Source organism: Thalassospira lucentensis (genome assembly GCF_050516545.1).
GTDB lineage: Bacteria > Pseudomonadota > Alphaproteobacteria > Rhodospirillales > Thalassospiraceae > Thalassospira > Thalassospira lucentensis_C.
Genome location: NZ_CP191544.1, coordinates 3,510,086 through 3,532,008 on the forward strand (window position 1 = coordinate 3,510,086; position 21,923 = coordinate 3,532,008).

Genomic DNA, 21,923 nt, shown 5'->3' on the forward strand with positions numbered 1-21,923 from the left:
ACCGTCGCCTGCATCCTTTTGCTGGCACCTGCGTCTTCCTAAACATCACATCGATGTCACAGGAGACACAAAATGCGCTTACAACTTGCCCTGAACGTCAATAATCTTGATCGTGCAATCGCGTTTTACAGCAAGATGTTCGCAACCCCCGTCCACAAACAACGTGACGGTTATGCGAATTTCGAAATCAACCAACCGCCGCTAAAACTTGTTTTGTTTGAAAACCCCAAAGCATCCGAAGACCTCAACCACATCGGGGTCGAATGCACGACAGCAGATGAATTTGATCAGGCAGCAACGCGTCTGAGCATCAGCGACCTTACGACAAGCGACGTCGCACAAACCGGATGCTGTCATGCCAAGCAGGATAAATTCTGGACAACAGAACCAGACGGATTGGCGTGGGAATGGTATCGTATCCTTGATAATGCCCCCAAAGACGAAACAGGTAACACCGATCCATCAAAAGCTGGTTGTTGTGGCCAACAGCCGGACAAATCTTCGAACCCTGATCAGGCATGCTGTGCGTAAAGACCAATGACATTCGCATCCTCACACCATAGTTCCGCCGACTGGCAGGCCCTTCAAAAGGGCCTGCACCGGTTTGTGAAAACGCGTGCCCCCATCAGTGAGGTCGAAGATATCGTTTCCGACATTCTTGAAGCGATCATTCGCAACCAATCAGCCCTTGGCACTGCAAGTAATCCGTCGGCTTGGATATATGCGGTTGCGCGCAGTAAAATCGTTGATTTTTATCGCCGCCAAAGCCGCGCACGCGACACAACCAACGACCTTCAAAACGATCCGACAGTTCACGAATTTTCTAAAATGACATCAAACGACATACAGTCCGAAGCAGCCGGGCTAAGTGCCTGCCTGTCAGATCTTATTTCCGGTATGGAAGAGAATGATCAAAACATTCTGACCGAGATTGACCTGAAACAAACCAGGCAAACAGAGTTTGCCGCACGTCACAATATCGGCCTTCCATCGGTTAAATCGCGCGTTCAACGCGCCCGCAAACGATTAAGAAATCGACTGATCGCGTGCTGTCCCGATGGAACGTCAGATGGCTGCGGCGACACATGCCAAAGCACTGCGTCCTGCACAACAAACTGATATCAAAAGTGCAAAAAGGGAGATGTTGGAAAAGCTGGAGCGGGTGAAGGGAATCGAACCCTCGTATGCAGCTTGGGAAGCTGCCGTTCTACCATTGAACTACACCCGCGAAGCGCGCGTTTTATAGCCCGCTTTTGGGTGCAGCGCAAGCAGATCACACCAAGCCTTATCAATTAATTCGACCGGCTTTTACCCCAAAAAATTAGTCGTCGGGCAACATGCGCCAGATCGCGCTGGCATTGTCATCGGAAATCAGGATCGACCCATCGATATAATGTTTCACATCAACCGGGCGTCCAATCACCTCGCCGTTGCTGCGCAAAAATCCACTTAAGAATGGATTGGATGTGATCGGCTTGCCATTGATGAATTCAACCCGAACAACCTCATAACCATCAGGAATTGTTCGGTTCCACGACCCATGCAGCGCAACCAACGCATCCTCACCGTCAAAGGTAAAACCAAGCGGTGCATTATGGGCGTTAAAGGTAAATTCCGGGAAGGTTACCTGATCGGGAACTTCTTCATCGGAAAATTGCGGGCTTCGTGTATCGCTCCCCGCATACCATGGATAGCCAAAGAACTGATCAGGCGTGCTGGCACGGTTAAATTCTTCGCGCGGGATGTCATCACCTAAACTATCCCCACCGTTATCGGTAAACCACAGCTCGTCGGTTTCGGGATGGAAGGTCAATCCGACAGAATTGCGAATGCCGCTGGCGTAAATCTTGGGCGCGCCGCCATTAACCGGGATCGAGATGACCGTGCCTTCAAGGCCACTCACCTTGCAGATGTTACAAGGTGCCCCAACCGCAACAAATAGCCGGTTTCCATCAGGCGACAGAGTTGCATACCGCCAACCATGATGGCGCTTATCGGGCAGGTTGGTAAACAAGATACGCGGATGGCCGAGGCTTTCGCCGTCAAAATTGCTGAGGTCATAGGAAACAATACGGTGCTGATCTGCAACAAAAAGCGTTCCGGGTTTATAGGCTATCCCGTTGGCCAGTTTGAAATCATCCGCGATCAGATTGACGTCCTCGGCAACGCCATCGCCATTTTCATCGCGTACAAAATAAAGGTTTGGTCCACGTGTGCCAACAAACACGCCGCCGAGTTCTGGCGCCACCGCCATGGTCCGGGCATTGCGCACCTCGGCAAAGACCGAAAGCCGATAGCCTGTCTCAGTGCTGAGCAGCGACTGGGTTTTGGCAACACGCTCTGACACGTTTTGGGCAACCGCAGGCGCGCTTATCAGCGCAGCCATCGCCGCTGTCAGAACGGAAAAACACAAACGCCCGGCCCATCGGCGCGCAGCTTGCGGTGTACGATGGAAGTCCGGGCGAAAATCTGTGCGCATCTCAGTCTCCTTGTCTGGCGGATCGGCCTTACAAGGGATACGGATACAATTCCCTTGCGGATTAACGGGCGCGTTCGGAAATCGGCGCGTTAACCGACAGTTCCATATCCCACGGGAAGTAAATCCACGTATCCTGGGATACTTCGGTCACAAAGCTATCGACAATCTCGCGACCAAGCGGCTTGGCATACACGGTCGCAAAATGGGCATGCGGAAGTTTTTCACGAACGGCCTTGGCAGTTTTACCGGTATCAACAAGATCATCAATGATCAGCATGTCCGTACCGTCGCCTTCGATGCCCTTAAGCCATTCCAGATCACCACGGCTTTTGTCCGAATAACTGCGGATACAAACGGTATCGATCAAACGAATATCAAGTTCACGCGCAATAATCGCCGCCGGGACGAGGCCGCCACGGGTAATTGCGATAATACCCTTATATGGCCCCAGTTCCAAAAGACGCCACGCCAATGCGCGTGCGTCGCGATGCATCTGTTCCCATGAAACCGGGAAACCTTTGTTATAAGCAGCTTCGCTCACAAGAATTCTCCTGCGCCAGATCAATTGGCCAAAACGGGTTGTTGTCACATCGTAACCGATGACGCACCGTCAAGGTCCGTTATCTACAAAATTAAGGCGCTTAACTACGCCTTGTTTACAGCAATGGCAAGGTTTCGCTCATTCGCCACCTTTTGACGCCTTTATCCTTGCCTGAAGGAAGGTTGAAAAGTCACCTGCCAGTTTACTGATTGGAACGGACCAGTCTGCCGGTTTTTGTTGGCGATAGATGCGCATGGTTGGGTACCACGGGCTATCCGACCGATCGACCAACCAACGCCAATCCGTTGTATAAAGCTGCAACATCCAGACCGGAACGCCCAACGCCCCGGCCAGATGGGCGGGTGAGCTGTCGATTGAAATCACCAGATCCATCGCCTGCATCAAGGCGGCACTGTCGCCAAAATCATGAATATGATCGCCAAGGTCCGTGACAAAAGCATTCAGACCAAGTTTATCAAGATCAGACCGTCGCTCATCAATCTGGAAACTATAAAATGCTGCCCCTTTGGCCGATAAAATCGGAAGCAGGCTTTCAAGCGCGCAAGACCGATCACGCGGGTTCAATTTTCCTGCCCAAATCAATCCGACCTTAAGCACCGTTCCCGGTGGTGGTGCCAGACGGACACTTTTGCCCACAGGCGGCGTTATATAAGGATCAGCCGATATTTTTTGAAGGTCACTTTCCCCAACCCCCAAGACATGCGGCAAACTTAACAACGGAACATGCAGATCGAACTCTGGCAAAGGACGGCCTTTTTCCACCAATGTTCCAACACCCGCAACCGTTCGCATAATAGGGATCAGTTCCTTGCGGCATTCCAAGATGACGTGCCCGGCCTTCTTTGCCACCAACGGGACAAAGCGGGCAAACTGGATCATGTCGCCAAAGCCCTGCTCGGCACGGAGTAAAATGCGTTTGCCGCGCAGACTGGCTTTGCCATCCCATTCCGGGGCGGCATCAAGCGGACGGATAGGGTTGTCGGCCAGTTTGCGGCGCGTCTCATATCCGGCCCAGCCATCGGCATAATTCCCCAATGCCAGATGTGCCAATGCCTTGTCCCAATTGGCATCGATATAATCAGGATCAATCGCCAATGCGCGGTCGAAATATTCAAGTGCATCGTCAAAGCGATTCATATCGCGATAAACAAGCCCGGCATTAAACGTATGCGACTTGATCGTATCATCAAGTTCAAGCGCTTTTTTATGGGCAATCAAGGCCTCGTCAAAGCGCATCATTTCGCGCAGGCAGTTGCCCATATTCGACCATAGCCCGGCATTTTCCGGGCGCAGATCCGCCGCCCTGCGATAAGCAATCAGGGCTGCTTCAAACTTTTTGCTGCGCCGTAACGCCACACCAAGATTGTTCCAGACATCTGGCTGTTGCGGATTTTGGCGAAGAGCAGTGCCGTAAAGACGGATGGCTTCGTCAATCTGACCTGCCTGATGGGCAGCCAGACCACGTTGAAAAAGGTCATTGGTCACGCGGCGCTTCTGGGCAACGCGCGTTGCCGCGCCCTCAGCCTCCAATTCTGCAATTTTTTCAGCCGTCGCATCGACAGTTTCCCGTTCCACAGTTTCTAGCATCGCTTTCGCCGCATCAGTCGATGCGTCATCTGCCGCCATTTCAGTGTGTTCTGCTAAGTTCGGTTTTTCAGTCTTGTCCAACTTCGCCGTTTTCTTGGCCCGAGAAGACGTAGACGCCTTTTTTGCCGGTCGCTTTTTTGTCGTTGTTGCAGATTTAGCCATCTTTATCCCCCCGCGCCCCCAAACTTGACTGAATGGGGGCTACCGTCCCGTCAACGGCAAGACTCATTTCACAGCGCATCTATCATTTAATTCAAGTCACCCGCCCATCTTTAGATAAGCACAGTAGTATAATTTGCCAAAAATTACCTCACGAATAGGCAGATTTATCATTTGATTTCACTGAATCAGAATATTCGGCAACAGGGTCGTTTCTTATTTCGATAATCCCACCGCATGGAGTAGCTTCGTTGATGGTGAGAAACACACCCACTTCAACTGCGGCGATTATGACCGCCAAAAGTGGATAAAAATTAAATGCGCCGATTGGTCCTGATGGCCAAAAATCAGGAAAACAATCTGCCACAGGCTGCCCGACCATTTTCACATTCAAACGTGAATGGTTTGGTGGACGCTCTAGGGAATTTGGTAAAAAGCCTTTAAAGGAGTGGGAGACCGTAAATGGCCGAACCAAAAAGATCCGGCGCCTCTGTCGGACGTAAAGTTATCTTTGTTATCGTTGCACTTCTGGTTGTCGGATTTGGTGCGATGATGACCATTCAAACCGTTTCACAGCGCAATGCCATGATCGAGATCATGTATAATGAATCGGTCGAAAAAACGGAAATGCTGTCAACTGCCGTACAGCCCGGTTTTATTGCGATGGACGGTGCATCCGTCGAAAAAGAATTCCGCAAAATCACAGATAAAGACGGCTCCCAGCTCGCAACTCTGGTCGCAGCCAATCCGGGTGGCGATGCCATCGGGACCTATCAGTCAGAAACACTCACGAAACATGATCTTGCTGCATTGATTGAGCCCTATCTCGCGCAGCTTGAAAACAAGGAAGTCGTCAGTTTCATCTCAGATGACGCTGTAATCGTTGCCGCACCGATCACAAAATATTCCAAACGTCGCGATGAAGATCAGTACCGTGGCATGCTGGTTACGGCCTGGTCGCTTGACCGTGTCCATTCCGAAGTGAAGCAAGCCGTCATTGTGCAGGTCGCACTTGCCGCGGCCATTCTTGTGGTTCTGCTTGGAACGACCTGGGTTTTGCTGCGCCAGCAGATCCTGACACCGATGGTTAAGATCAACGCCGCAATGCGTGCCCTTGTGGATGGCAATCTTGATGTCGACATTCCCGGCCTGAACCGGAATGACGAAATCGGTGAAATGGCATCGTCAGTCGAAATCTTTAAGGAAAACGCCAAACGCGTCGGCCAGCTTGATCGTGAACGCGAACAGGAACGCGAACGGGCTGACGCCAATCGCCGCGAAGCCATGCACGGTCTTGCCGGTCGGTTTGAACAAACCGTGATGGGGGTTGTTGATGGTGTATCGGGTGCTTCTGGCGAAATGCAGGAAGTTGCCCAAACCATGGTTGCCGCCGTTCAGCAAAACGAAGCTGGATCACAGGCCGTGGTTGCCGCTGTTGAACAAGCAAATCATAGCGTCGAAACTGTTGCCAGTGCGGCCGAACAACTCGCCGTTTCGATCCGCGACATCAGCGCACGTGTGAATGAAACATCAAACATCACCGCCAATGCCACCACCGAAGCCACCCGTGTCAACGAGATGGTTCAGGGGCTTGATGTATCGGCACAGAAAGTCGGTGAAGTCGTACAGATCATTCAGGCGATTGCCGAACAGACCAATCTTCTGGCCCTGAACGCAACGATCGAGGCCGCCCGCGCCGGTGATGCCGGCAAAGGCTTTGCCGTGGTTGCCAACGAGGTCAAAAACCTTGCCAATCAAACTGCCCGCGCGACCGAAGATATCTCGGCACAGATTTCTGGCATTCAGGGGTCAACACAGGAAGCTGTTGGGGCAATTGACGGTATTACCGGAATTATTACCAACCTGAACGAAATCGCAGCCGAGGTTGCAGCCGCTGTCGAAGAACAGGGACAAGCCACCTCCGAGATTTCCAATTCAGTCCAGCAGGCTGTTCAAAGCACGCAGGAAGTCACCAACCATATCCACGAAATGAATGAAGCCGCCCGCCAAACCGGCGAAGCAGCCCATCAGGTTCTTGGGGCTTCTGAAAAGCTCAACAGCCAATCTGGCACCTTGCGAAGCGAAGTCGGCAACTTCCTTGATGAAGTCCGCGCAAGCTAAGGGCCACGCAACTTAAACAAAAACGCCGCCCGGTGATCCGTGGCGGCGTTTTTTATATCTGAATTTCCGCCAGATTAACGCAGCGGGTCGCGATTTTGTGCTTGGTCATCGACCCGCATCATCATCAGATCATTAAGATCGTCATAGCCATGCAAACGATAAAGCGGCTGCATGTCATGGGTCGCCAGCATCCAGCGTTTGACACGTGCCAAATTCGGATGAGCATGCAACCCATCGATTAACTTTGACGCTATGCCAAGCCGACGGAAATCGGGATCAACAAACACATCCGCCACATAGGCAATCGCGATCTGGTCGCTGACCACGCGGGCAAAGCCAACCTGTCTGCCATCGCAATAGGCACCAACCGGAAAGGACAGCTCTACCGATCTGTCAAACTCGCCGCGTGTGCGACCCGCCGCCCAATAGGAATTGGCGATAAAGTCATAACAGTACGACAAATCAAGACGGTCGCGATCCGTGCTGATTTCAACTGTTTTCGCACCATCACCCATTATGAAATTCCCGCCCCTCAGACCCGCGTTCTATTTCAGGTAAACCGCAACGGCCAGTGCGACAATCGCCACCCAAAGAACCAGCGTCTGGCGCGAAACGCCCCCTGACGTGCGTGATCCATTTGACGATTTGCCGCGCATGGCCGCAACCGTATCGGGATGAAGACGCAAGCCCTGATCGGTGAAAACCGATGATGCCTGTTCGGCAGCCTCAAGAACACGTGGCAACCGGCGCAACATGGTTCCCGCCTGCAGGGTGGCTTCCTTGATTTTGGCTTCCGGCCCAAGCGTTTCACGCATCCAGTCTTCGATCAATGGCCGCGACAATTCCCACATATTTTCGTTCGGGCTTAGAATCCGCGAAAGCCCTTCGGCAACGATCATGGTTTTCTGTAACATTAAAAGCTGTGGCTGGGTTTCCATTCCGAACTGTTCTGTAATCTGGAACAACTGCCCCAACAAACGCCCGACCGAAATATCTGCCAGTTCCTTCCCAAGGATCGGCTCGCCGATTGAACGGCAGGCCTGCTGGAAGTTTTCAAGCGACTGGTTGCGGGGCACGTAACCCGCTTCGAAATGGATTTCGGCAACCCGGTGATAATCCCGGGTCAAAAAGCCCAACAGCATCTCGGCCAGATAAAGACGGGTCTGTTTATCCACACGTCCCATAATGCCAAAATCTACAAGGCTTACCCGACCGGTTTCATCGACAAACAGGTTGCCCGGATGCATATCGGCATGGAAAAACCCGTCGCGGAACACCTGTTGGAAAAACGCACCGGCCGCCTTGGCAAGCAGGGCTGAGCGATCAACGCCCATACGTTCAAGTGCCTCGACATTATCAATCCGAACCCCTTTGACCCGTTCCATGGTCATCACATGTTCGGCGGTGCGTTCCCAATCAATTTGGGGAATGTAATAGGTCGGATCACTTTCGAAATTATCGCGGAATTCCGACGCCGCAGCCGCTTCAAACCGCAAATCCATTTCAAGATGGACGCTGTCTTCAAGGGCCTTGACGGTTTCAATTGGCTTAAGCCGACGCAGGCGCGGCTGGGTCAGTTGGACAATCTCGGCAACCCAGTAAAACAGATCAAGATCACGGGCAAAACGATAGCGGATATCAGGCCGCAGCACCTTGACCGCAACTTCACGCCCGTCTGGTGTGGTGGCAAAATGCACCTGCGCGATAGAGGCCGCCGCAACCGGTTCTTCATCGAAATCGGCAAACAAAACGTCAAACGGTTCTGCCAGCTGTTCGGTAATGATGCGTTTGGCAATCTTGGCCGAAAACGGCGGCAAGCGATCCTGCAATGTCGAAAGATCGGCCGCAACATCGTCACCGATCAAATCCGACCGTGTTGCCAGTGTCTGACCAAGTTTGATGAAGGCAGGGCCAAGTTCTTCAAGTGCGCGTGCCAAACGTCGCCCCGGCGGCAAATCCGAACGGCGCGAAAACGGGGCGGTCAGGCGTGCGAAAAAGGCAAGCAGCTTACCGCCCGGCACCAATGCCAACGGAAACAGCGCATCATGGCGCGCAAGGGTCCGCGCCATGGCAAGCAGGCGAAAGCTGTTGCGAACAAAACGGATCATTCGTCCAAGCCCCTCAAACTCGCCAGCCGGAATGAATAGCGGCAATTCCGCCCGACAGATTTCGGTATTTCACCCGTTCAAACCCGGCTGCCCGGATCATCGATGCAAACGTTTCCTGATCAGGGAACTGGCGAATGCTTTCGGCAAGGTACTGATACGCTTCGCGGTTACCTGCGATCATCCGGCCGATTTCCGGCAACAACTTGAACGAATAGGTATCGTAAATCTTATCAAAGCCTGGAACGATCACCTTGGAAAATTCCAGACACTGAAATTTCCCGCCCGGACGCAAAACACGAAACGCTTCGGAAAGTGCTTCGTCAATGCGGGTCACATTACGGATACCAAAGGCAATGGTATAAGCATCCACCGACTGATCAGGCAGCGGCAATTTCTGCGCATCCCCGACCATCCAATTGATATTTTTAAGCAACCCATGATCTGCTGCACGGTCACGACCGACATGCAACATTTCATAATTGATGTCACAAACCGTGACTGACCCACCGCCATTCTTCAAAAATCGGAAAGCAATATCGCCCGTGCCACCAGCAACGTCGAGAAGCTTCATGCCCGGCCGCGGCTTTAGCTCATTGATAAAACTATCTTTCCACAAGCGGTGAACGCCACCGCTCATCAGGTCATTCATCAAGTCATATTTGGACGCGACAGTGTCGAAAACCTCGCGCACCATAGATGCCTTCTGACTTTCAGGAACATCCCGAAACCCGAAGTGGGTTGTGTTTTCGCCGTTTTCGCCCGCGGCAGGGTCTGTATTCTTGCTCATGGTCGGGAAAATAGCGCAGCAATGGTTATCCTGCCAGTGGAAAGCCACGTAAAATCGCAAATATCCTGTTGGATCGAAGTAGTTTCTGATAAGGCAATGGTTAGCTGGTAATGATCTGCCGTAATCAATGACGTGACGACAAGACAGGATGCCCCAATGAGCTGCATGGTGAAAATCTGTGGAATCAACAGCGAAGATGCCCTTATTGCGGCCATGAGTGCCGGGGCAGATGCATTGGGTTATGTGTTTTTCCCACCAAGTCCGCGCCACATTTCGCTTAAGGGTGCCAAGACACTCACCCAACGGGTTCCCAACAGTATTCTAAAGGTAGGCCTGTTTGTCGAAGCTGGCGACGAGGCGCTTGATAATGCGATCACGGCAGGAAACCTTGATGTCATCCAACTCCATGGTAAAGAAAGCCCGGAACGCGTGAAGGAAGTCAAAGACCGGTTTGGCCTGAAAGTCATGAAGGCGATTTCTGTAAGCACGGCCGATGACATCGAAAACGCCAAAGCCAATTATGATAGCGTTGCAGACTATCTGCTATTTGATGCCAAACCACCAAAAGACAGCATCCTTCCGGGTGGCAATGCCGTTTCCTTTGACTGGACTCTTTTGACTGGGCAGCATTTCAAAAGTGACTGGATGCTCGCAGGCGGGCTTGATCCTGACAATGTTGCCGGAGCCGTCAGAATTTCTCAGGCACCTTGGGTCGATGTGTCATCTGGTGTTGAAAAAGCCAAGGGCGTAAAAGATGCACGCAAAATTGCCCATTTCATCCATGCGGCCAAGGGCTATTAACCTGTTCGGTTTGCAGTTTAACCTTTTCTGAAACGATTGGCGCGAAGATCACCGGCACAAGGATTGAAAGTTGCCCGATGGACACGCGCCGATGACGCTCACGTTACGATCAAAAACTCAGGCCTTGCTTCATGGCGTGGACAGGAAATCGCGCCTGTCACTGATCGTGCATCTGGTTCTGGCCAGTGCGATCATTATCAATGTGGTCGCGGTTGTTTTTGACTCGGTCGCGGTTCTTGCCGAGCGCCATTACATCCTGTTTGCGACAATTGAAATTGTCTGCACGCTGATTTTCACCATCGAATATCTGCTGCGTGTCTGGTCCGCACCAGACAACCCGCGCTTTGCCGGGCGTTGGTCGCGGTTGCGCTATATGGCAACCCCGATGGCCTTGATCGACCTTCTGGCGATTTTGCCGATCATTTTGTGGCTCTTTACATCCATCGATCTTCGGTTCGTCCGGATTGTCCGACTGCTGCGACTGTTGAAATTCACCCGATATTCTACCGGGCTTGAATTAATGCTGATGGTGTTTCGCCAGCAGCTGGGCATTTTTGGTGCCGCATCAGCCGCCCTTGCCTGCATGCTGGTCTTTAGTGCCGGGGCCATTTACATGGCCGAACACGAAGCCCAACCTGATAAATTCGCCAATCTGCTTGATGCGCTGTACTGGAGCGTCATTACACTCGCAACTGTTGGCTATGGCGACGTTGTCCCGGTCACACCATTTGGTAAATTCCTTGCCAGCGTCATTTCGTTAACCGGCATCGGGATTGTGGCCGTTCCCGCCGGTATTCTGGCCTCGGCCTTTAACAGTGAATTGCGCCGACGCGAAACCGCTTACCGTCACCAAGTCAGCCACCAACTGGCAGGTAAAAGATTGACGGAACGCGTCCGCAACAAACTGAAATCCCATCAGGAAGAACTCGGTCTGAGCGATGAACAGGCCCTGTCCATCGTCGCCGATATCCGTGATGTCCACAAATCCGAAAGCGAAGATGCGCTAAGCTGCCCGCATTGCCATCAGCCTCTTCATCTTGCGCTAAAAGACGCGGAAACCTGAGCCCCATGGTAAAAGCCTTGACGCCCGATTTTTTTACGGCCATGGTTTGGGCATGAAAACACACGGCATGAACCCAATTCGCATTTCCAATCGTTGGTGGTGGCTCGCATAAGCGGGCGGCCAAAACACATGCCCTAATCATACCGGCCGCCTCATTCTTGCAGGCGGCTTTGTGTTTTCAGACCTTCTTTTCTTTCTGATGATCACAATCCTCCTGCTGCACGGCGCACACAGGAGTAACAGACGTGACGACCCCACATCAGGAAACCGGCATTTCCAAAGACGCCAATGAAAGTAGCGAATATCGCTACACCACCGATGGCGGTGTTTCGGTCATTCGCCACATGACGACCGTCACCTATGAAAACGCAACCGAAGGCCTGATTGACGCCCTTGATCAGACCAAGGGTGTTTTGCTGTCATCAAGTTACGAGTTTCCGGGTCGCTATTCACGCTGGGATATGGGGTTTGATGCACCTCCGCTTGAAATTGTCGGACGCGAACGCGGCTTTACCGTCCGGGCCTTAAATGATCGCGGGCAGATCTTGCTTGATATCATCGCCGATACTCTGGGCAATCACCCGCATATCGATAGCCTCACCAACGGCGAAAATGGTCTTTATGGCGTGGTTAAAACCCCGGCTTCCTGGTTCCCCGAAGAAGAACGCAGCCAACAACCAAGTCTGTTTTCAGTCGTCCGTGCACTCCGTGATCTGTTTGGCCATAAGGGCGATGAACGCCTTGGTCTGTATGGGGCATTTGGCTATGACATCGCGCTTCATTTCGAACAGATCAATCTGACCCAAGACCGCCCATCGGACCACAAAGACATCCATCTGTTCATGCCCGATCAGTTGATCACGGTCGATCATGCATCCCGGGTTGCAACCAAAATCGAATATGAATTCATCGCCCCCGACGGACGCAGCACGGTTGGGTGTGAACGGATCTCGCAACCCCACCCGCCATCGCGTGGCAACAATGCTGTGGTTGAAAACGATATGGAAACCGGCGAATACGCCGCCATCGTCGATGAAACCAAACCGCGCTTTGCCCGTGGTGAATTATTTGAAGTCGTCCCCAGCCGCGTTTTCCGAACCCCTTGTGCCACCGCACCCTCAGAAATTTTCCGCCGCCTTAAACGCCGCAACCCTGCCCCGTATGGTTTTCTGATCAACCTAGGCGACGGTGAACATCTGATTGGTGCATCACCGGAAATGTATGTCCGTGTCAAAGGACAGCGCATCGAAACCTGCCCGATTTCGGGCACGATTGCGCGCGGGCGTGATGCGATCGAGGATGCTGAAAACATTCGCACATTGCTGAATTCGACCAAAGATGAGTCGGAACTGACCATGTGCACCGATGTTGATCGCAACGACAAGGCACGCGTCTGCAAACCCGGCAGCATCCGCATTCTGGGTCGTCGTCAGATCGAAATGTATTCCCGCCTGATCCACACCGTCGATCACGTCGAAGGTCGCCTGCGCGATGGGTTTGACGCGCTTGATGCCTTCCTGACCCATTGCTGGGCTGTAACCGTCACTGGTGCGCCAAAACGGGCGGCCATGAAACATATCGAAGCCGTCGAACGCAGTTCACGCGCATGGTATGGCGGGGCGATTGGCGCGGTTCTCTGCAATGGGGACCTCAACACCGGACTGACACTGCGCACAGTGCGGTTAAAACAGGGCGTCGCCGAAGTCCGTGCTGGTGCAACATTGCTTTATGACAGCGTGTCTGAGGCCGAAGAAGCCGAAACCGTGCTCAAAGCATCCGCAATGATTGACGCTGTCACCCGTGATGCCAAGGATGAAATCACTATTGATCCGGCAAGTTCGGGGCTCGGAAAACGCGTGCTTCTAATCGATCACGAAGACAGCTTTGTTCAGAATCTGGCAAGCTATATCCGTGCGACGGGTGCTGAAACTCTGACCCTACGTCCGGGCTTCCCGGATGAAGCCTTTGATGATTTCAAACCTGATCTTGTGTTTCTGTCGCCCGGTCCCGGACGGCCAGATGATTATCATCTGCGCGACAGTATTGAACGTGCGCTGGCCGCTGGTTTACCGGTGTTTGGGGTGTGCCTTGGCTTGCAGGGGATTGTCGAATTTTTCGGCGGCACCCTTGGACAACTTGTCACACCGATGCATGGCAAACCGTCAAAGGTGAAACTCGATACAAACGACCCCCTATTTGAAGGTCTGCCTGAAGACATTGTTGTCGGGCGTTATCATTCACTGTTTGCCAAGGCCGCCGAACTGCCCGCCGATTTGACCGTCACCGCACGTAGTGATGATGGCGTGATCATGGGCATTCGTCACAGCAGTCTTCCGATCAGTGCGGTACAATTCCATCCGGAAAGCCTGTTAACCCTGCAAGGCGATGTTGGAATGCGCATGATCGCGAATTTGCTCCGCAATCCGCATGGACGACTGCCAGACGAGGAAGACGATAAAGACCCCGATAAATCGCAGCCAACTGACGCAAAGGCAGCCTGACGATTACATTTGCACCTGATCTGTGCTGTGCCAAGGCCCCCTGTGAATGGCGCAACAAAGCACAGATCATACACAGCAGCGGCCGCTCTCCTCCCTCGCGGCCGTTGCTTTTTTTTGCGATCTTTCAGTTCTGGAAAGATACTTATCCGACCAATGCCTTAAGCGTCTTCGTCATCCAGATCGCCATCAATCACGCTATAGTCAGGTGGTGGGGCCTTGCGGAACTTTTCCGGATTGCTGATGCGTTTTTCGCGGGTGCGCGAAATCCAGCCGCCATATTGGCCTTCGGGTTTCGGTTCGGTCGGGGCACCGGCACGCACCGGGCGCGGGGCAAACCGGCCCAGACTGATCAAACGATCATACATCACAATATTGGCGGCAATCGCGACATTGACGCAAAAGCTCATGGGGATTTTGATGATGAAATCACATTTATCCTGCATGCCCTGTGACAGGTTTCCACGTTCCGGGCCAAGGATATAGGCCGCTTGCGATGGATGTTTGAAACTGGGCAGTTCAATCGCATCGGGCGTTAATTCAATCCCGACCATCCGGCATCCCGACGGCAGGAAAAAATTATCGTGATTGGGGAAATGATAGTACGGCATTTGTTCGGCAGACTTTGACGTATCGGTGATATTTGAACGTTCCTCTCGGAAATCCGCATCAACCGTAAACGCAAAACTTGCGCCAAAAGCATGGGCAGAACGAAACAGGGTGCCCACATTCAAAGGCTTGCTTGCCCCTTCAATTCCAATCCCGAAATAGCCGCGCATATCTTCCTCCGTGCCGCACGTTGTCGCCAGTGCTCAACACGTGCGATATCAACTCCATGAACAAAACGTGGAACGGGCTATACCCTTATGGGAATAATATGGCAAGTAACCGGCCAGTAAACAGTGGCCGCACCGTCACGCGCACAGCACATCTCTTGATCCGGCGGGGTAAACCTGTTTTTTATGACGAAAGAGCAGCCTAAACGGTTTCAAGATTTAAAATGACAGTCAAATCACCTTGCATCGGCACCTGTGTCCTTGATCCGAAAGCCGGTTACTGTGTCGGCTGTTTTCGCACAGGCGAGGAAATCGGTGCGTGGATGGGATTAAGTGACGGGGCTAAAAAGCGCGTTCTTGGCAAGGTCAAACAACGCCGAGGCCAGATGAAAGGCACGACCGAAAAATCAGCCATCAACGTTTCCTAAAAACGTCTCTTTGGTCAGATATATTTATATTCAATCGATCAGTTTTTTTTGCCTCAATCTTCACAACCGACACCATACGTAACTGACCGATCCTGCCATATCCGGCAAGATAAATGCCTCCTAAAAAGGGAATGCACCATGTCCCCCGAAACCCCTGTTGCTGCCGCGAGCGACCTTCGCCGATTGTGCCGGACATCGCGTAGTGCAGTCCTTGCCACAACGGCCATCGGGCATAAGCAGGTCGACGACGGGTGGCCGGTCGCATCCATGGTTGTTCCGGCAATCGATCTTGATGGCGCACCGATCCTGTTGATTTCCGATCTGGCTGATCACACCCGTCATTTAAAGGCAGATGCCAGACTTTCGATGCTTTTCACGGGATCTGATCCTGCAAGCAATGATGCATCACGGATCGAAACGGATCATCCCCGCCTTACCCTGTTTGGGCGCGCCATGCCGACCACGTCCGCCGACATACGGAAACGCTATCTTCTGACCAATCCTGATGCGGCACAATATGTCGACTTTGGCGATTTCGGTTTTTACCGTGTTGCAGTCGAGGCCGCCTATTGGGTTGGTGGATTTGGCAAACAGCGTCGTCTGTCTGGCGCGCAATTCATTGTTGATGACTGTCAATCACTCCGCGAAAGTCACGATCATATTGTGGGTCATATGAATGCAGACCATCTTGACGCTATTGCCGACATTGTCGCCCACCAAACAGGCCACCCGAAACAGCCGGGCTGGAAGATGATTTCAATTGATTGCGACGGCATGGTTTTAGGGACCGATTTGCCTGACTCTTCGACCATCAGAATCGAGTTTCCACAAACGGTGCTAAATCCATCTGACACACGTCGAATTTTGGTCAAAATGAGCAAAATTTCGCGCGCATAAATCACACTATTTGTATTATGAAAATTTAATCCTCAACCATGAACATAGAATTTTCACAATCGCAAAATACCCTACGTTTTCCTTGGTATTAGGCAAAAGGACCAGTTGCTTTTAAGACACCTTTGTAACAATATGTCTCAACGCAGTAAGTTTCCCACAACTTGTTGTGTAGAATTAAGATTTAACCCCCAACTTTTAATTCCCACCAGGAGAGATTCGTGCTGCAATCAGGACCCGTTGTCAGCCGTGTAGGCCTTGAAACTCATGGCCTCAAAAACCTTGGCGCCGTTCACTGGAACCTTGACGCTGCCGGCCTTTACGAACACGCGATCCGTCGCAACGAAGGCAAAATCGCCAAAGGTGGTGCCTTCGTCGCACTGACCGGCGAACATACCGGCCGTTCCCCGTTGGACCGTTTTGTTGTCGAAGAAGACAGCACCAAGGCAGACATTGATTGGGGCGACGTAAATCGCCCGGTCAGCCCGGAAGTGTTTGAGCGCCTGTATCAAAAAGTGCGCGCATATTTCCAGGGCACCGAACTTTTCGTTCAAGATTGCTTTGCCGGTTCTGACCCGCGCTTCCGCCTGCCGGTGCGCGTGATCAACGAAAATGCATGGCATAACCTTTTTGCGCGCAACATGTTTATTCAGCCGCAAAAAGAAGAACTTCGTGATTTCGCACCGGAATTCACCATTCTGCACGCACCGGGCCTTCAGGCAGACCCGGAAGTCGATGGCACCCGTTCCGAAGTTTTCGTGATGGTCAGCTTCGAACGTAAAATGGTCATCATCGGCGGCACCTGGTATGCCGGCGAAATGAAGAAATCGATCTTCTCGGTTCTCAACCATATCCTTCCGGCCAAAGGCGTCATGCCGATGCATTGCTCGGCTAACATGGGCAAAGACGGCGACACCGCCGTGTTCTTTGGCCTGTCGGGCACCGGTAAAACCACCTTGTCTGCTGACGCATCACGCACCCTGATCGGTGATGATGAGCATGGCTGGGGCGAAGATGGCGTGTTTAACTTTGAAGGCGGCTGCTACGCGAAAGTCATCAAACTTTCCAAAGAAGCCGAACCGGAAATTTACGCGACCACCGAGCGTTTCGGCACCGTTCTTGAAAACGTTGTGATGAACAAACAATCGCGCGAGCTTGATCTCGACGATGCCCGTCACACCGAAAATACCCGCTCTTCCTATCCGATCGAATTCATTCCGAATGCATCGGCCGATGGCCGTGGTGCGCATCCAAAAAACATCATCATGCTGACCTGTGATGCGTTTGGTGTTTTGCCGCCGATTGCCAAACTGACCTCGGCACAGGCTATGTATCACTTCCTGTCGGGTTACACTGCGAAAGTTGCTGGCACCGAGAAGGGTGTTAAAGAACCAACCGCAGCATTTTCTGCCTGCTTTGGTGCCCCGTTCATGCCGCGTCACCCATCCGTCTATGCCAAGCTTCTTGGTGAATTGATGGAAAAACATCAGGCCAATTGCTGGCTGGTCAATACCGGCTGGTCCGGTGGCGGCTATGGTACGGGTTCACGGATGAAGATCGGTTACACCCGTGGTCTGCTGAATGCAGCCCTGAACGGTGAACTTGAAAATACCGAATTTGCAACCGATCCGTATTTCGGTCTGGCATACCCGACCGCATGTGGTGACATTCCGGCAGAAGTTCTGAACCCGCGTGATAGCTGGAAAGACAAAGCAGCCTATGACAAGGCGGCTGCCAACCTGACCGGCCTGTTTGAAAAGAATTTCACGAAGTTCGAAGAACATGTCACCGACGATGTGCGCGAATCAGCGATCCGCAGCAGCGCAGAAGTCAAAGCAGCAGAGTAATCTGTTCCCCAAACGATCCGAGAAGGCCGGTGCATTGCACCGGCCTTTTTTATGTCCTGATCGTTCCCCATATTACACATCATCATACCCAAATATCGCGTGATCCTGCCCCAAGTACGGGCGGGTGCGGGTGGTGATCCTTATACGATAGATTGAATACACAACTCCGAACATCGTGATAGCATGCTGATCTTGTTGAAAAACAACGACCCTTTAATCTGGGAAAGTCAATGCCCGTAACGGCTCATTTTCCAAGTGCATCTTTGCGCCTATCCGCAAAAGGCGTGATAGACAAAGGATACCCTCTGGGCGAGAAACATCCCCGAGAATGGGTCATTGCGCTCTGTTGCCTGTGTTTTGCAATACTCGTCGCAATGCCCTCCCCAGGACATGCCCAAAACTCTCTGATATCACCGGCAGGCAAGCACACAACCGTGACACTTGCCTGCAACCCGTTCCCCCCGTCAAAGATCTCCGAGATGGCTTCTGAACCAGGCTATGATGTTGAGATTCTAAGAGCTGCATTTGCCACACGAAACATCACCCTGATCACCCCGTTCTATCCATGGAAACGGGCCTACTTCCTTGCCAAGACAGGGCAAGTCGATGGCTTATGTTCGTGCAGCTATTTGCCGGAACGTGAAAAAGACTTTCTATTTTCCGATCTGCTTGGCCGTGTCCGGATCGCCGTTTATGCAACCCAACAAGAAATACTTGATGCCGTTAACACGGTTGAAGATGCCCGCAACATGACGATTGGCATCGTCAATGGCTATAGCCTTGAAGCCATCGCCCGAGATGCCGGTCTTGACGTTATCACGGCCAATAGCGAGGCCACCTTGATTAACTTGCTGCTATCACGGCGATTGGATGCGGTACTGTCATTCAAGTCGCCGATCGATTACCTGATTAAACATAGCGACGACACCACACCGGACATGTCATCGGTCAAAACCAAAATTGCTGCCAATAATCCGTATTACTCCTGCATCACCAAGAATATTGATGGTTCAGAGGCATTGATGGCGCAATTTAATCTTGGTTTACAGACAATCCGCGAGAATGGCCTATATGAAAAGATTCTTGCAAAATACGGAACTACGCCCGAAGCTGACACCCTGTCACCGGATCAAATTCAGTAACCCAAAGTTGATCCTCACCAAATCAGCGCAAATATTCAAACAGCGACATCTTGGTAATCTGAGAGGTTACTGAATAAGACGCCTCAAGCTGTATCGATAAAGTTTCCAAGGTCACCACGGCTTCCGCTAGGTCAACATCACTTAGATTTGTGACTGTGCTTTCGGCGGCCAATTGAAAATCGGTATGCATATCGACCACAGATTCAAGTTGATCCTGGGTATAAGACACCTGATTTTGCAGCTCGGACAGGCCTGCCACCGCCATTTCAACCAGTTCCATTGCTTCGCTTAGGGCATCTTCGTCAACCGGATCTGAACTTGCATTCCCCGCAAGGTTTAGCGCACGCAAGGCCTGTTCAAACGCGTCTTCTTGGGCGGTAATGCCATATTCAATTGTTGTGCCATCTGCCACCTTGGCCGAGGAAATGTCGTCATTGCCTGAATAGTAACTAAGATCCGTCGTAGATGGGCTGGTGATGACTGCGTAATCAGCCGTGTCAACAGAAACCGGCGCACTATCAGACGCCGATCCGGCATAGATATACCGACCTTCATACTGAGTATTTAAAAGAGATGCGAAGGTTTCAAGCGCAGCAGCCGCCGATTCATTTATCCCAAATGCCTGATCGGTCCCGGTGCTTAAGGCACCCGATAAATCTGACGTCATGTCGGTAAGAATATCAACCATGTCATTCAAGGTGGAATAATATACCTCGACCCTGGTCTGGATTTCTTCGGCAATATCGGCATAAGCCGATGCTTCTGATATTTCGGCACTTAACGTGGCAATAACATAAGAATTATCTGCCACCCCGGAATAGGAATCTGCCTTTACTCCCGAACTTGATTGTTCGGTGGCTTCGGCAAGCTGTGTCTGTACCGAACGAATTTGACTAAGCATATTCTGCTGCATTGCGGCTGTGGAAACTCTCATATTTTGACCCCTTACCTGACTGCTTCAAGCAATGTGTCCATCAACGACTGGGTGATTTCCAAAATCGCGGCGGCGGCTTCATAGGCACTTTCAAGATTGCTCAGTGTCAGGGCTTCTTCATCGGTATTAACACCGTACTGGTTTGAAAAACTTTCGACCAACTCTTCATATGCGCTTGTCGCAACACTCGCTTCTGTTTCAGCAGTCGAAGCCTGTTGTGCGACATCTGATAAAATCTCGGCAGCGTAATCAGACAAGGTCGTTTTGGTGGACCCAAGATTCCCAGCCGTATCAAAACTGATATTTTCGTCAAACAGGTTTGCAAGCGCCTCGGCAATATCGGAACTGCCTGATGAAATAACACTGTCGCCCACCGCAAGGGTCGCGTCATCCGCCCCCGACCCAACCGGAAGATTGCTGGTGTCATCAAGCCACACGGAATTAACCGAAATATCGCTGGCATCATCACCGGTAAACATGTCGTTCAGGCCGAAATAATCGGATAAACCCTGCCCATCCGCACCGACACTGGCATCCATATTCATGATCGAAACACCGTAATCATCATCCGATGTGGCAATTTCCAATGTGCCGTCACTGCCTACCGATGCGCTCAAATAGGTTGACCCGTTTATCGCATCAACAAGATCTTGCACGGTCGCAATCGTGCTCAGATCAATCTCAAGAACCTCGACAGCATTGCCATCGTCATCGGTCGCAGCAAGGCGCACTGTCCCGGTCCCGCTAAAAGCATCCGTGACGTCTGTTTCTTCTGTTCCCACCAACTCACTGGGCGCAGGAAATGCCGTTCCAAGATTGGTCACCGCATTGATGCTGTCCATCAGGGTGGTGGCAAGATTATCCAGTTCTGCTTGGATGTCGGGCAACGTTTCATCGCGCAGTTCAATCAAACCGCCCAAGCTACCGCCCGAGATGTCGTCCATGATCGAATTGCCGTTGACCGTGATATCGGAAAACGTTGTCTCGTCATTGACTGCCCCAACCGCGTTATAGGACAGTTGCTGCACCTGACTTCCGACCACCAATGTTCCCCCGACATAAATCTGTGTCGAATTGGAATCATTGGTGTAGTAGCTAATATCAATCAGTTCAGACAGATCATTGATCGCCTGTGTTCGGGCATCTTCAAGTTCACTGGTCGCAAGGGTCGTGGTGTCCGATCCGTTCAACTGATTGTTATAGGATTGAATTTCATTCAAAAGATCATTGATCTGATCCACCGTATCTTCAATCGACTGATCTGCACTTGCGCGCTGCGCCTGTACGGTGCTCGACAGGTTGTTCAGCTCGTCTGCAATCGCATTTGCCTGACTAAGTGCTGTTGATTTTTCAGATTGGCTATCGGAACTAACTGCAAGGGCGGCAAGCGCTGTTTCAAGATCGGCAATCTGGGTCGAAATCGCCCCATCATCCCCAACATCGCCAAACCCGGTCGCCACCATTTCAAGTGGGCTTTCAAACACGGATGCATAGCCACTTTCAGATGCCGCTTCGCTAATCGATTTTAAAAGATAACTATCAACCGTTGATCCAACCGAAGTCACCGTCACACCGGTTGCTGATCCAGTGGTAACACTGCTTGCCAGACTAAGCGATTTTGCGGTGTAGCCTTCGACCGACGCGTTGGCGATATTTTCCGAAGACACACTGATCCCGGCCTGACTCGACTGCAAGGCGCTTAGAGCAGATGATTGTGCAGCACGGATTGACATGACG

20 protein-coding genes and 1 tRNA gene are annotated in these 21,923 nt (G+C 51.9%); 10 read left to right on the forward strand and 11 right to left on the reverse strand.

Going from position 1 to position 21,923, the window contains the following annotated elements:
* Positions 1-72: 72 nt before the first annotated feature.
* Both ACQ0MK_RS16010 and ACQ0MK_RS16015 read left to right on the forward strand, forming a co-directional pair.
* Positions 73-531: an ArsI/CadI family heavy metal resistance metalloenzyme gene (locus ACQ0MK_RS16010; protein WP_430473444.1), complete on the forward strand. Its 459-nt coding sequence runs from the start codon at positions 73-75 to the stop codon at positions 529-531.
* Positions 532-537: 6 nt separating this feature from the next.
* Positions 538-1,119, forward strand: a complete 582-nt coding sequence (locus tag ACQ0MK_RS16015; RefSeq protein WP_430473445.1) for a sigma-70 family RNA polymerase sigma factor — start codon at positions 538-540, stop codon at positions 1,117-1,119.
* A 35-nt stretch (positions 1,120-1,154) separates the two neighbouring features.
* On the opposite strand, the gene ACQ0MK_RS16020 is transcribed toward ACQ0MK_RS16015, so the two are convergent.
* From ACQ0MK_RS16020 to ACQ0MK_RS16040, 5 genes are all read right to left on the reverse strand, one after another.
* Positions 1,155-1,228, reverse strand: a tRNA-Gly gene (locus tag ACQ0MK_RS16020).
* A 93-nt stretch (positions 1,229-1,321) separates the two neighbouring features.
* Positions 1,322-2,479 carry a PQQ-dependent sugar dehydrogenase gene (locus tag ACQ0MK_RS16025; RefSeq protein WP_430473446.1) on the reverse strand — a complete coding sequence of 386 codons (1,158 nt, stop codon included), beginning with the start codon at positions 2,477-2,479 and terminating at the stop codon, positions 1,322-1,324.
* A gap of 61 nt (positions 2,480-2,540) precedes the next feature.
* Entirely contained in the window at positions 2,541-3,020 is a 480-nt protein-coding gene (gpt, locus tag ACQ0MK_RS16030; protein ID WP_350043390.1) for a xanthine phosphoribosyltransferase, read from the reverse strand.
* Positions 3,021-3,158: 138 nt separating this feature from the next.
* Positions 3,159-4,709, reverse strand: a complete 1,551-nt coding sequence (locus tag ACQ0MK_RS16035; protein WP_430473447.1) for a tetratricopeptide repeat protein — start codon at positions 4,707-4,709, stop codon at positions 3,159-3,161.
* 229 nt (positions 4,710-4,938) lie between these two features.
* Entirely contained in the window at positions 4,939-5,169 is a 231-nt protein-coding gene (locus ACQ0MK_RS16040; RefSeq protein ID WP_430473448.1) for a hypothetical protein, read from the reverse strand.
* Between the two features lie 80 nt (positions 5,170-5,249).
* On the opposite strand from ACQ0MK_RS16040, the gene ACQ0MK_RS16045 reads away from it, so the two are divergent.
* Positions 5,250-6,908, forward strand: a complete 1,659-nt coding sequence (locus tag ACQ0MK_RS16045; RefSeq protein WP_430473449.1) for a methyl-accepting chemotaxis protein — start codon at positions 5,250-5,252, stop codon at positions 6,906-6,908.
* 74 nt (positions 6,909-6,982) lie between these two features.
* Here the strand turns inward: ACQ0MK_RS16045 and ACQ0MK_RS16050 are convergent, their stop codons facing one another.
* The 3 genes from ACQ0MK_RS16050 to ubiE are packed head-to-tail and all read right to left on the reverse strand — an operon-like array spanning position 6,983 to position 9,803.
* Complete coding sequence (locus ACQ0MK_RS16050) at positions 6,983-7,423, reverse strand: GNAT family N-acetyltransferase (RefSeq protein WP_430473450.1); 441 nt, start codon at positions 7,421-7,423, stop codon at positions 6,983-6,985.
* A gap of 30 nt (positions 7,424-7,453) precedes the next feature.
* Positions 7,454-9,016: a 2-polyprenylphenol 6-hydroxylase gene (gene ubiB, locus ACQ0MK_RS16055; protein ID WP_430473451.1), complete on the reverse strand. Its 1,563-nt coding sequence runs from the start codon at positions 9,014-9,016 to the stop codon at positions 7,454-7,456.
* A 13-nt stretch (positions 9,017-9,029) separates the two neighbouring features.
* The gene (gene ubiE / locus ACQ0MK_RS16060; protein ID WP_430473452.1) at positions 9,030-9,803 is read right to left on the reverse strand and encodes a bifunctional demethylmenaquinone methyltransferase/2-methoxy-6-polyprenyl-1,4-benzoquinol methylase UbiE; all 774 of its coding nucleotides are present in this window, start codon (positions 9,801-9,803) and stop codon (positions 9,030-9,032) included.
* Positions 9,804-9,959: 156 nt separating this feature from the next.
* Here ubiE and ACQ0MK_RS16065 point away from each other — a divergent pair, with 156 nt between their 5' ends.
* From ACQ0MK_RS16065 to ACQ0MK_RS16075, 3 genes are all read left to right on the forward strand, one after another.
* Positions 9,960-10,604: a phosphoribosylanthranilate isomerase gene (locus ACQ0MK_RS16065; protein WP_430473453.1), complete on the forward strand. Its 645-nt coding sequence runs from the start codon at positions 9,960-9,962 to the stop codon at positions 10,602-10,604.
* 91 nt (positions 10,605-10,695) lie between these two features.
* A complete protein-coding gene (locus ACQ0MK_RS16070) occupies positions 10,696-11,667 on the forward strand; it encodes an ion transporter (RefSeq protein WP_430473454.1) in 972 nt (323 codons plus the stop codon).
* A gap of 245 nt (positions 11,668-11,912) precedes the next feature.
* Positions 11,913-14,168, forward strand: coding sequence for an anthranilate synthase component I (locus tag ACQ0MK_RS16075; RefSeq protein ID WP_430473455.1), 2,256 nt, complete (start codon positions 11,913-11,915; stop codon positions 14,166-14,168).
* 158 nt (positions 14,169-14,326) lie between these two features.
* Here ACQ0MK_RS16075 and ACQ0MK_RS16080 read toward each other — a convergent pair whose 3' ends face one another.
* Positions 14,327-14,944, reverse strand: coding sequence for an RNA methyltransferase (locus ACQ0MK_RS16080; RefSeq protein WP_430473456.1), 618 nt, complete (start codon positions 14,942-14,944; stop codon positions 14,327-14,329).
* Between the two features lie 221 nt (positions 14,945-15,165).
* On the opposite strand from ACQ0MK_RS16080, the gene ACQ0MK_RS16085 reads away from it, so the two are divergent.
* The 4 genes from ACQ0MK_RS16085 to ACQ0MK_RS16100 all read left to right on the forward strand — a co-directional run bounded on the left by ACQ0MK_RS16085 (position 15,166) and on the right by ACQ0MK_RS16100 (position 19,252).
* Complete coding sequence (locus ACQ0MK_RS16085; RefSeq protein WP_430473457.1) at positions 15,166-15,369, forward strand: DUF1289 domain-containing protein; 204 nt, start codon at positions 15,166-15,168, stop codon at positions 15,367-15,369.
* Between the two features lie 138 nt (positions 15,370-15,507).
* Positions 15,508-16,266 carry a HugZ family protein gene (locus tag ACQ0MK_RS16090; protein ID WP_430473458.1) on the forward strand — a complete coding sequence of 253 codons (759 nt, stop codon included), beginning with the start codon at positions 15,508-15,510 and terminating at the stop codon, positions 16,264-16,266.
* Positions 16,267-16,484: 218 nt separating this feature from the next.
* Positions 16,485-18,110, forward strand: a complete 1,626-nt coding sequence (locus ACQ0MK_RS16095) for a phosphoenolpyruvate carboxykinase (RefSeq protein ID WP_350045301.1) — start codon at positions 16,485-16,487, stop codon at positions 18,108-18,110.
* 374 nt (positions 18,111-18,484) lie between these two features.
* On the forward strand, positions 18,485-19,252 hold the full coding sequence (locus tag ACQ0MK_RS16100; RefSeq protein ID WP_430473459.1) for a substrate-binding periplasmic protein: 768 nt from the start codon (positions 18,485-18,487) through the stop codon (positions 19,250-19,252).
* 22 nt (positions 19,253-19,274) lie between these two features.
* Here ACQ0MK_RS16100 and ACQ0MK_RS16105 read toward each other — a convergent pair whose 3' ends face one another.
* The gene (locus ACQ0MK_RS16105; RefSeq protein WP_430473460.1) at positions 19,275-20,186 is read right to left on the reverse strand and encodes a flagellin; all 912 of its coding nucleotides are present in this window, start codon (positions 20,184-20,186) and stop codon (positions 19,275-19,277) included.
* An 11-nt stretch (positions 20,187-20,197) separates the two neighbouring features.
* Positions 20,198-21,919: a flagellar hook-associated protein FlgK gene (gene flgK / locus ACQ0MK_RS16110; RefSeq protein ID WP_430473461.1), complete on the reverse strand. Its 1,722-nt coding sequence runs from the start codon at positions 21,917-21,919 to the stop codon at positions 20,198-20,200.
* Positions 21,920-21,923 lie beyond the last annotated feature (4 nt).

Bases quoted from the DNA above. Each gene is read 5' to 3' on its own strand.
- ACQ0MK_RS16010 (WP_430473444.1), top strand. From the start codon at position 73: ATGCGCTTACAACTTGCCCTGAACGTCAATAATCTTGATCGTGCAATC.
- ACQ0MK_RS16015 (WP_430473445.1), top strand. From the start codon at position 538: ATGACATTCGCATCCTCACACCATAGTTCCGCCGACTGGCAGGCCCTT.
- ACQ0MK_RS16025 (WP_430473446.1), bottom strand. From the start codon at position 2,479: ATGCGCACAGATTTTCGCCCGGACTTCCATCGTACACCGCAAGCTGCG.
- ACQ0MK_RS16040 (WP_430473448.1), bottom strand. From the start codon at position 5,169: ATGGTCGGGCAGCCTGTGGCAGATTGTTTTCCTGATTTTTGGCCATCA.
- ACQ0MK_RS16045 (WP_430473449.1), top strand. From the start codon at position 5,250: ATGGCCGAACCAAAAAGATCCGGCGCCTCTGTCGGACGTAAAGTTATC.
- ACQ0MK_RS16050 (WP_430473450.1), bottom strand. From the start codon at position 7,423: ATGGGTGATGGTGCGAAAACAGTTGAAATCAGCACGGATCGCGACCGT.
- ubiB (WP_430473451.1), bottom strand. From the start codon at position 9,016: ATGATCCGTTTTGTTCGCAACAGCTTTCGCCTGCTTGCCATGGCGCGG.
- ubiE (WP_430473452.1), bottom strand. From the start codon at position 9,803: ATGAGCAAGAATACAGACCCTGCCGCGGGCGAAAACGGCGAAAACACA.
- ACQ0MK_RS16065 (WP_430473453.1), top strand. From the start codon at position 9,960: ATGAGCTGCATGGTGAAAATCTGTGGAATCAACAGCGAAGATGCCCTT.
- ACQ0MK_RS16070 (WP_430473454.1), top strand. From the start codon at position 10,696: ATGACGCTCACGTTACGATCAAAAACTCAGGCCTTGCTTCATGGCGTG.
- ACQ0MK_RS16080 (WP_430473456.1), bottom strand. From the start codon at position 14,944: ATGCGCGGCTATTTCGGGATTGGAATTGAAGGGGCAAGCAAGCCTTTG.
- ACQ0MK_RS16085 (WP_430473457.1), top strand. From the start codon at position 15,166: ATGACAGTCAAATCACCTTGCATCGGCACCTGTGTCCTTGATCCGAAA.
- ACQ0MK_RS16090 (WP_430473458.1), top strand. From the start codon at position 15,508: ATGTCCCCCGAAACCCCTGTTGCTGCCGCGAGCGACCTTCGCCGATTG.
- ACQ0MK_RS16100 (WP_430473459.1), top strand. From the start codon at position 18,485: ATGCCCTCCCCAGGACATGCCCAAAACTCTCTGATATCACCGGCAGGC.
- ACQ0MK_RS16105 (WP_430473460.1), bottom strand. From the start codon at position 20,186: ATGAGAGTTTCCACAGCCGCAATGCAGCAGAATATGCTTAGTCAAATT.
- flgK (WP_430473461.1), bottom strand. From the start codon at position 21,919: ATGTCAATCCGTGCTGCACAATCATCTGCTCTAAGCGCCTTGCAGTCG.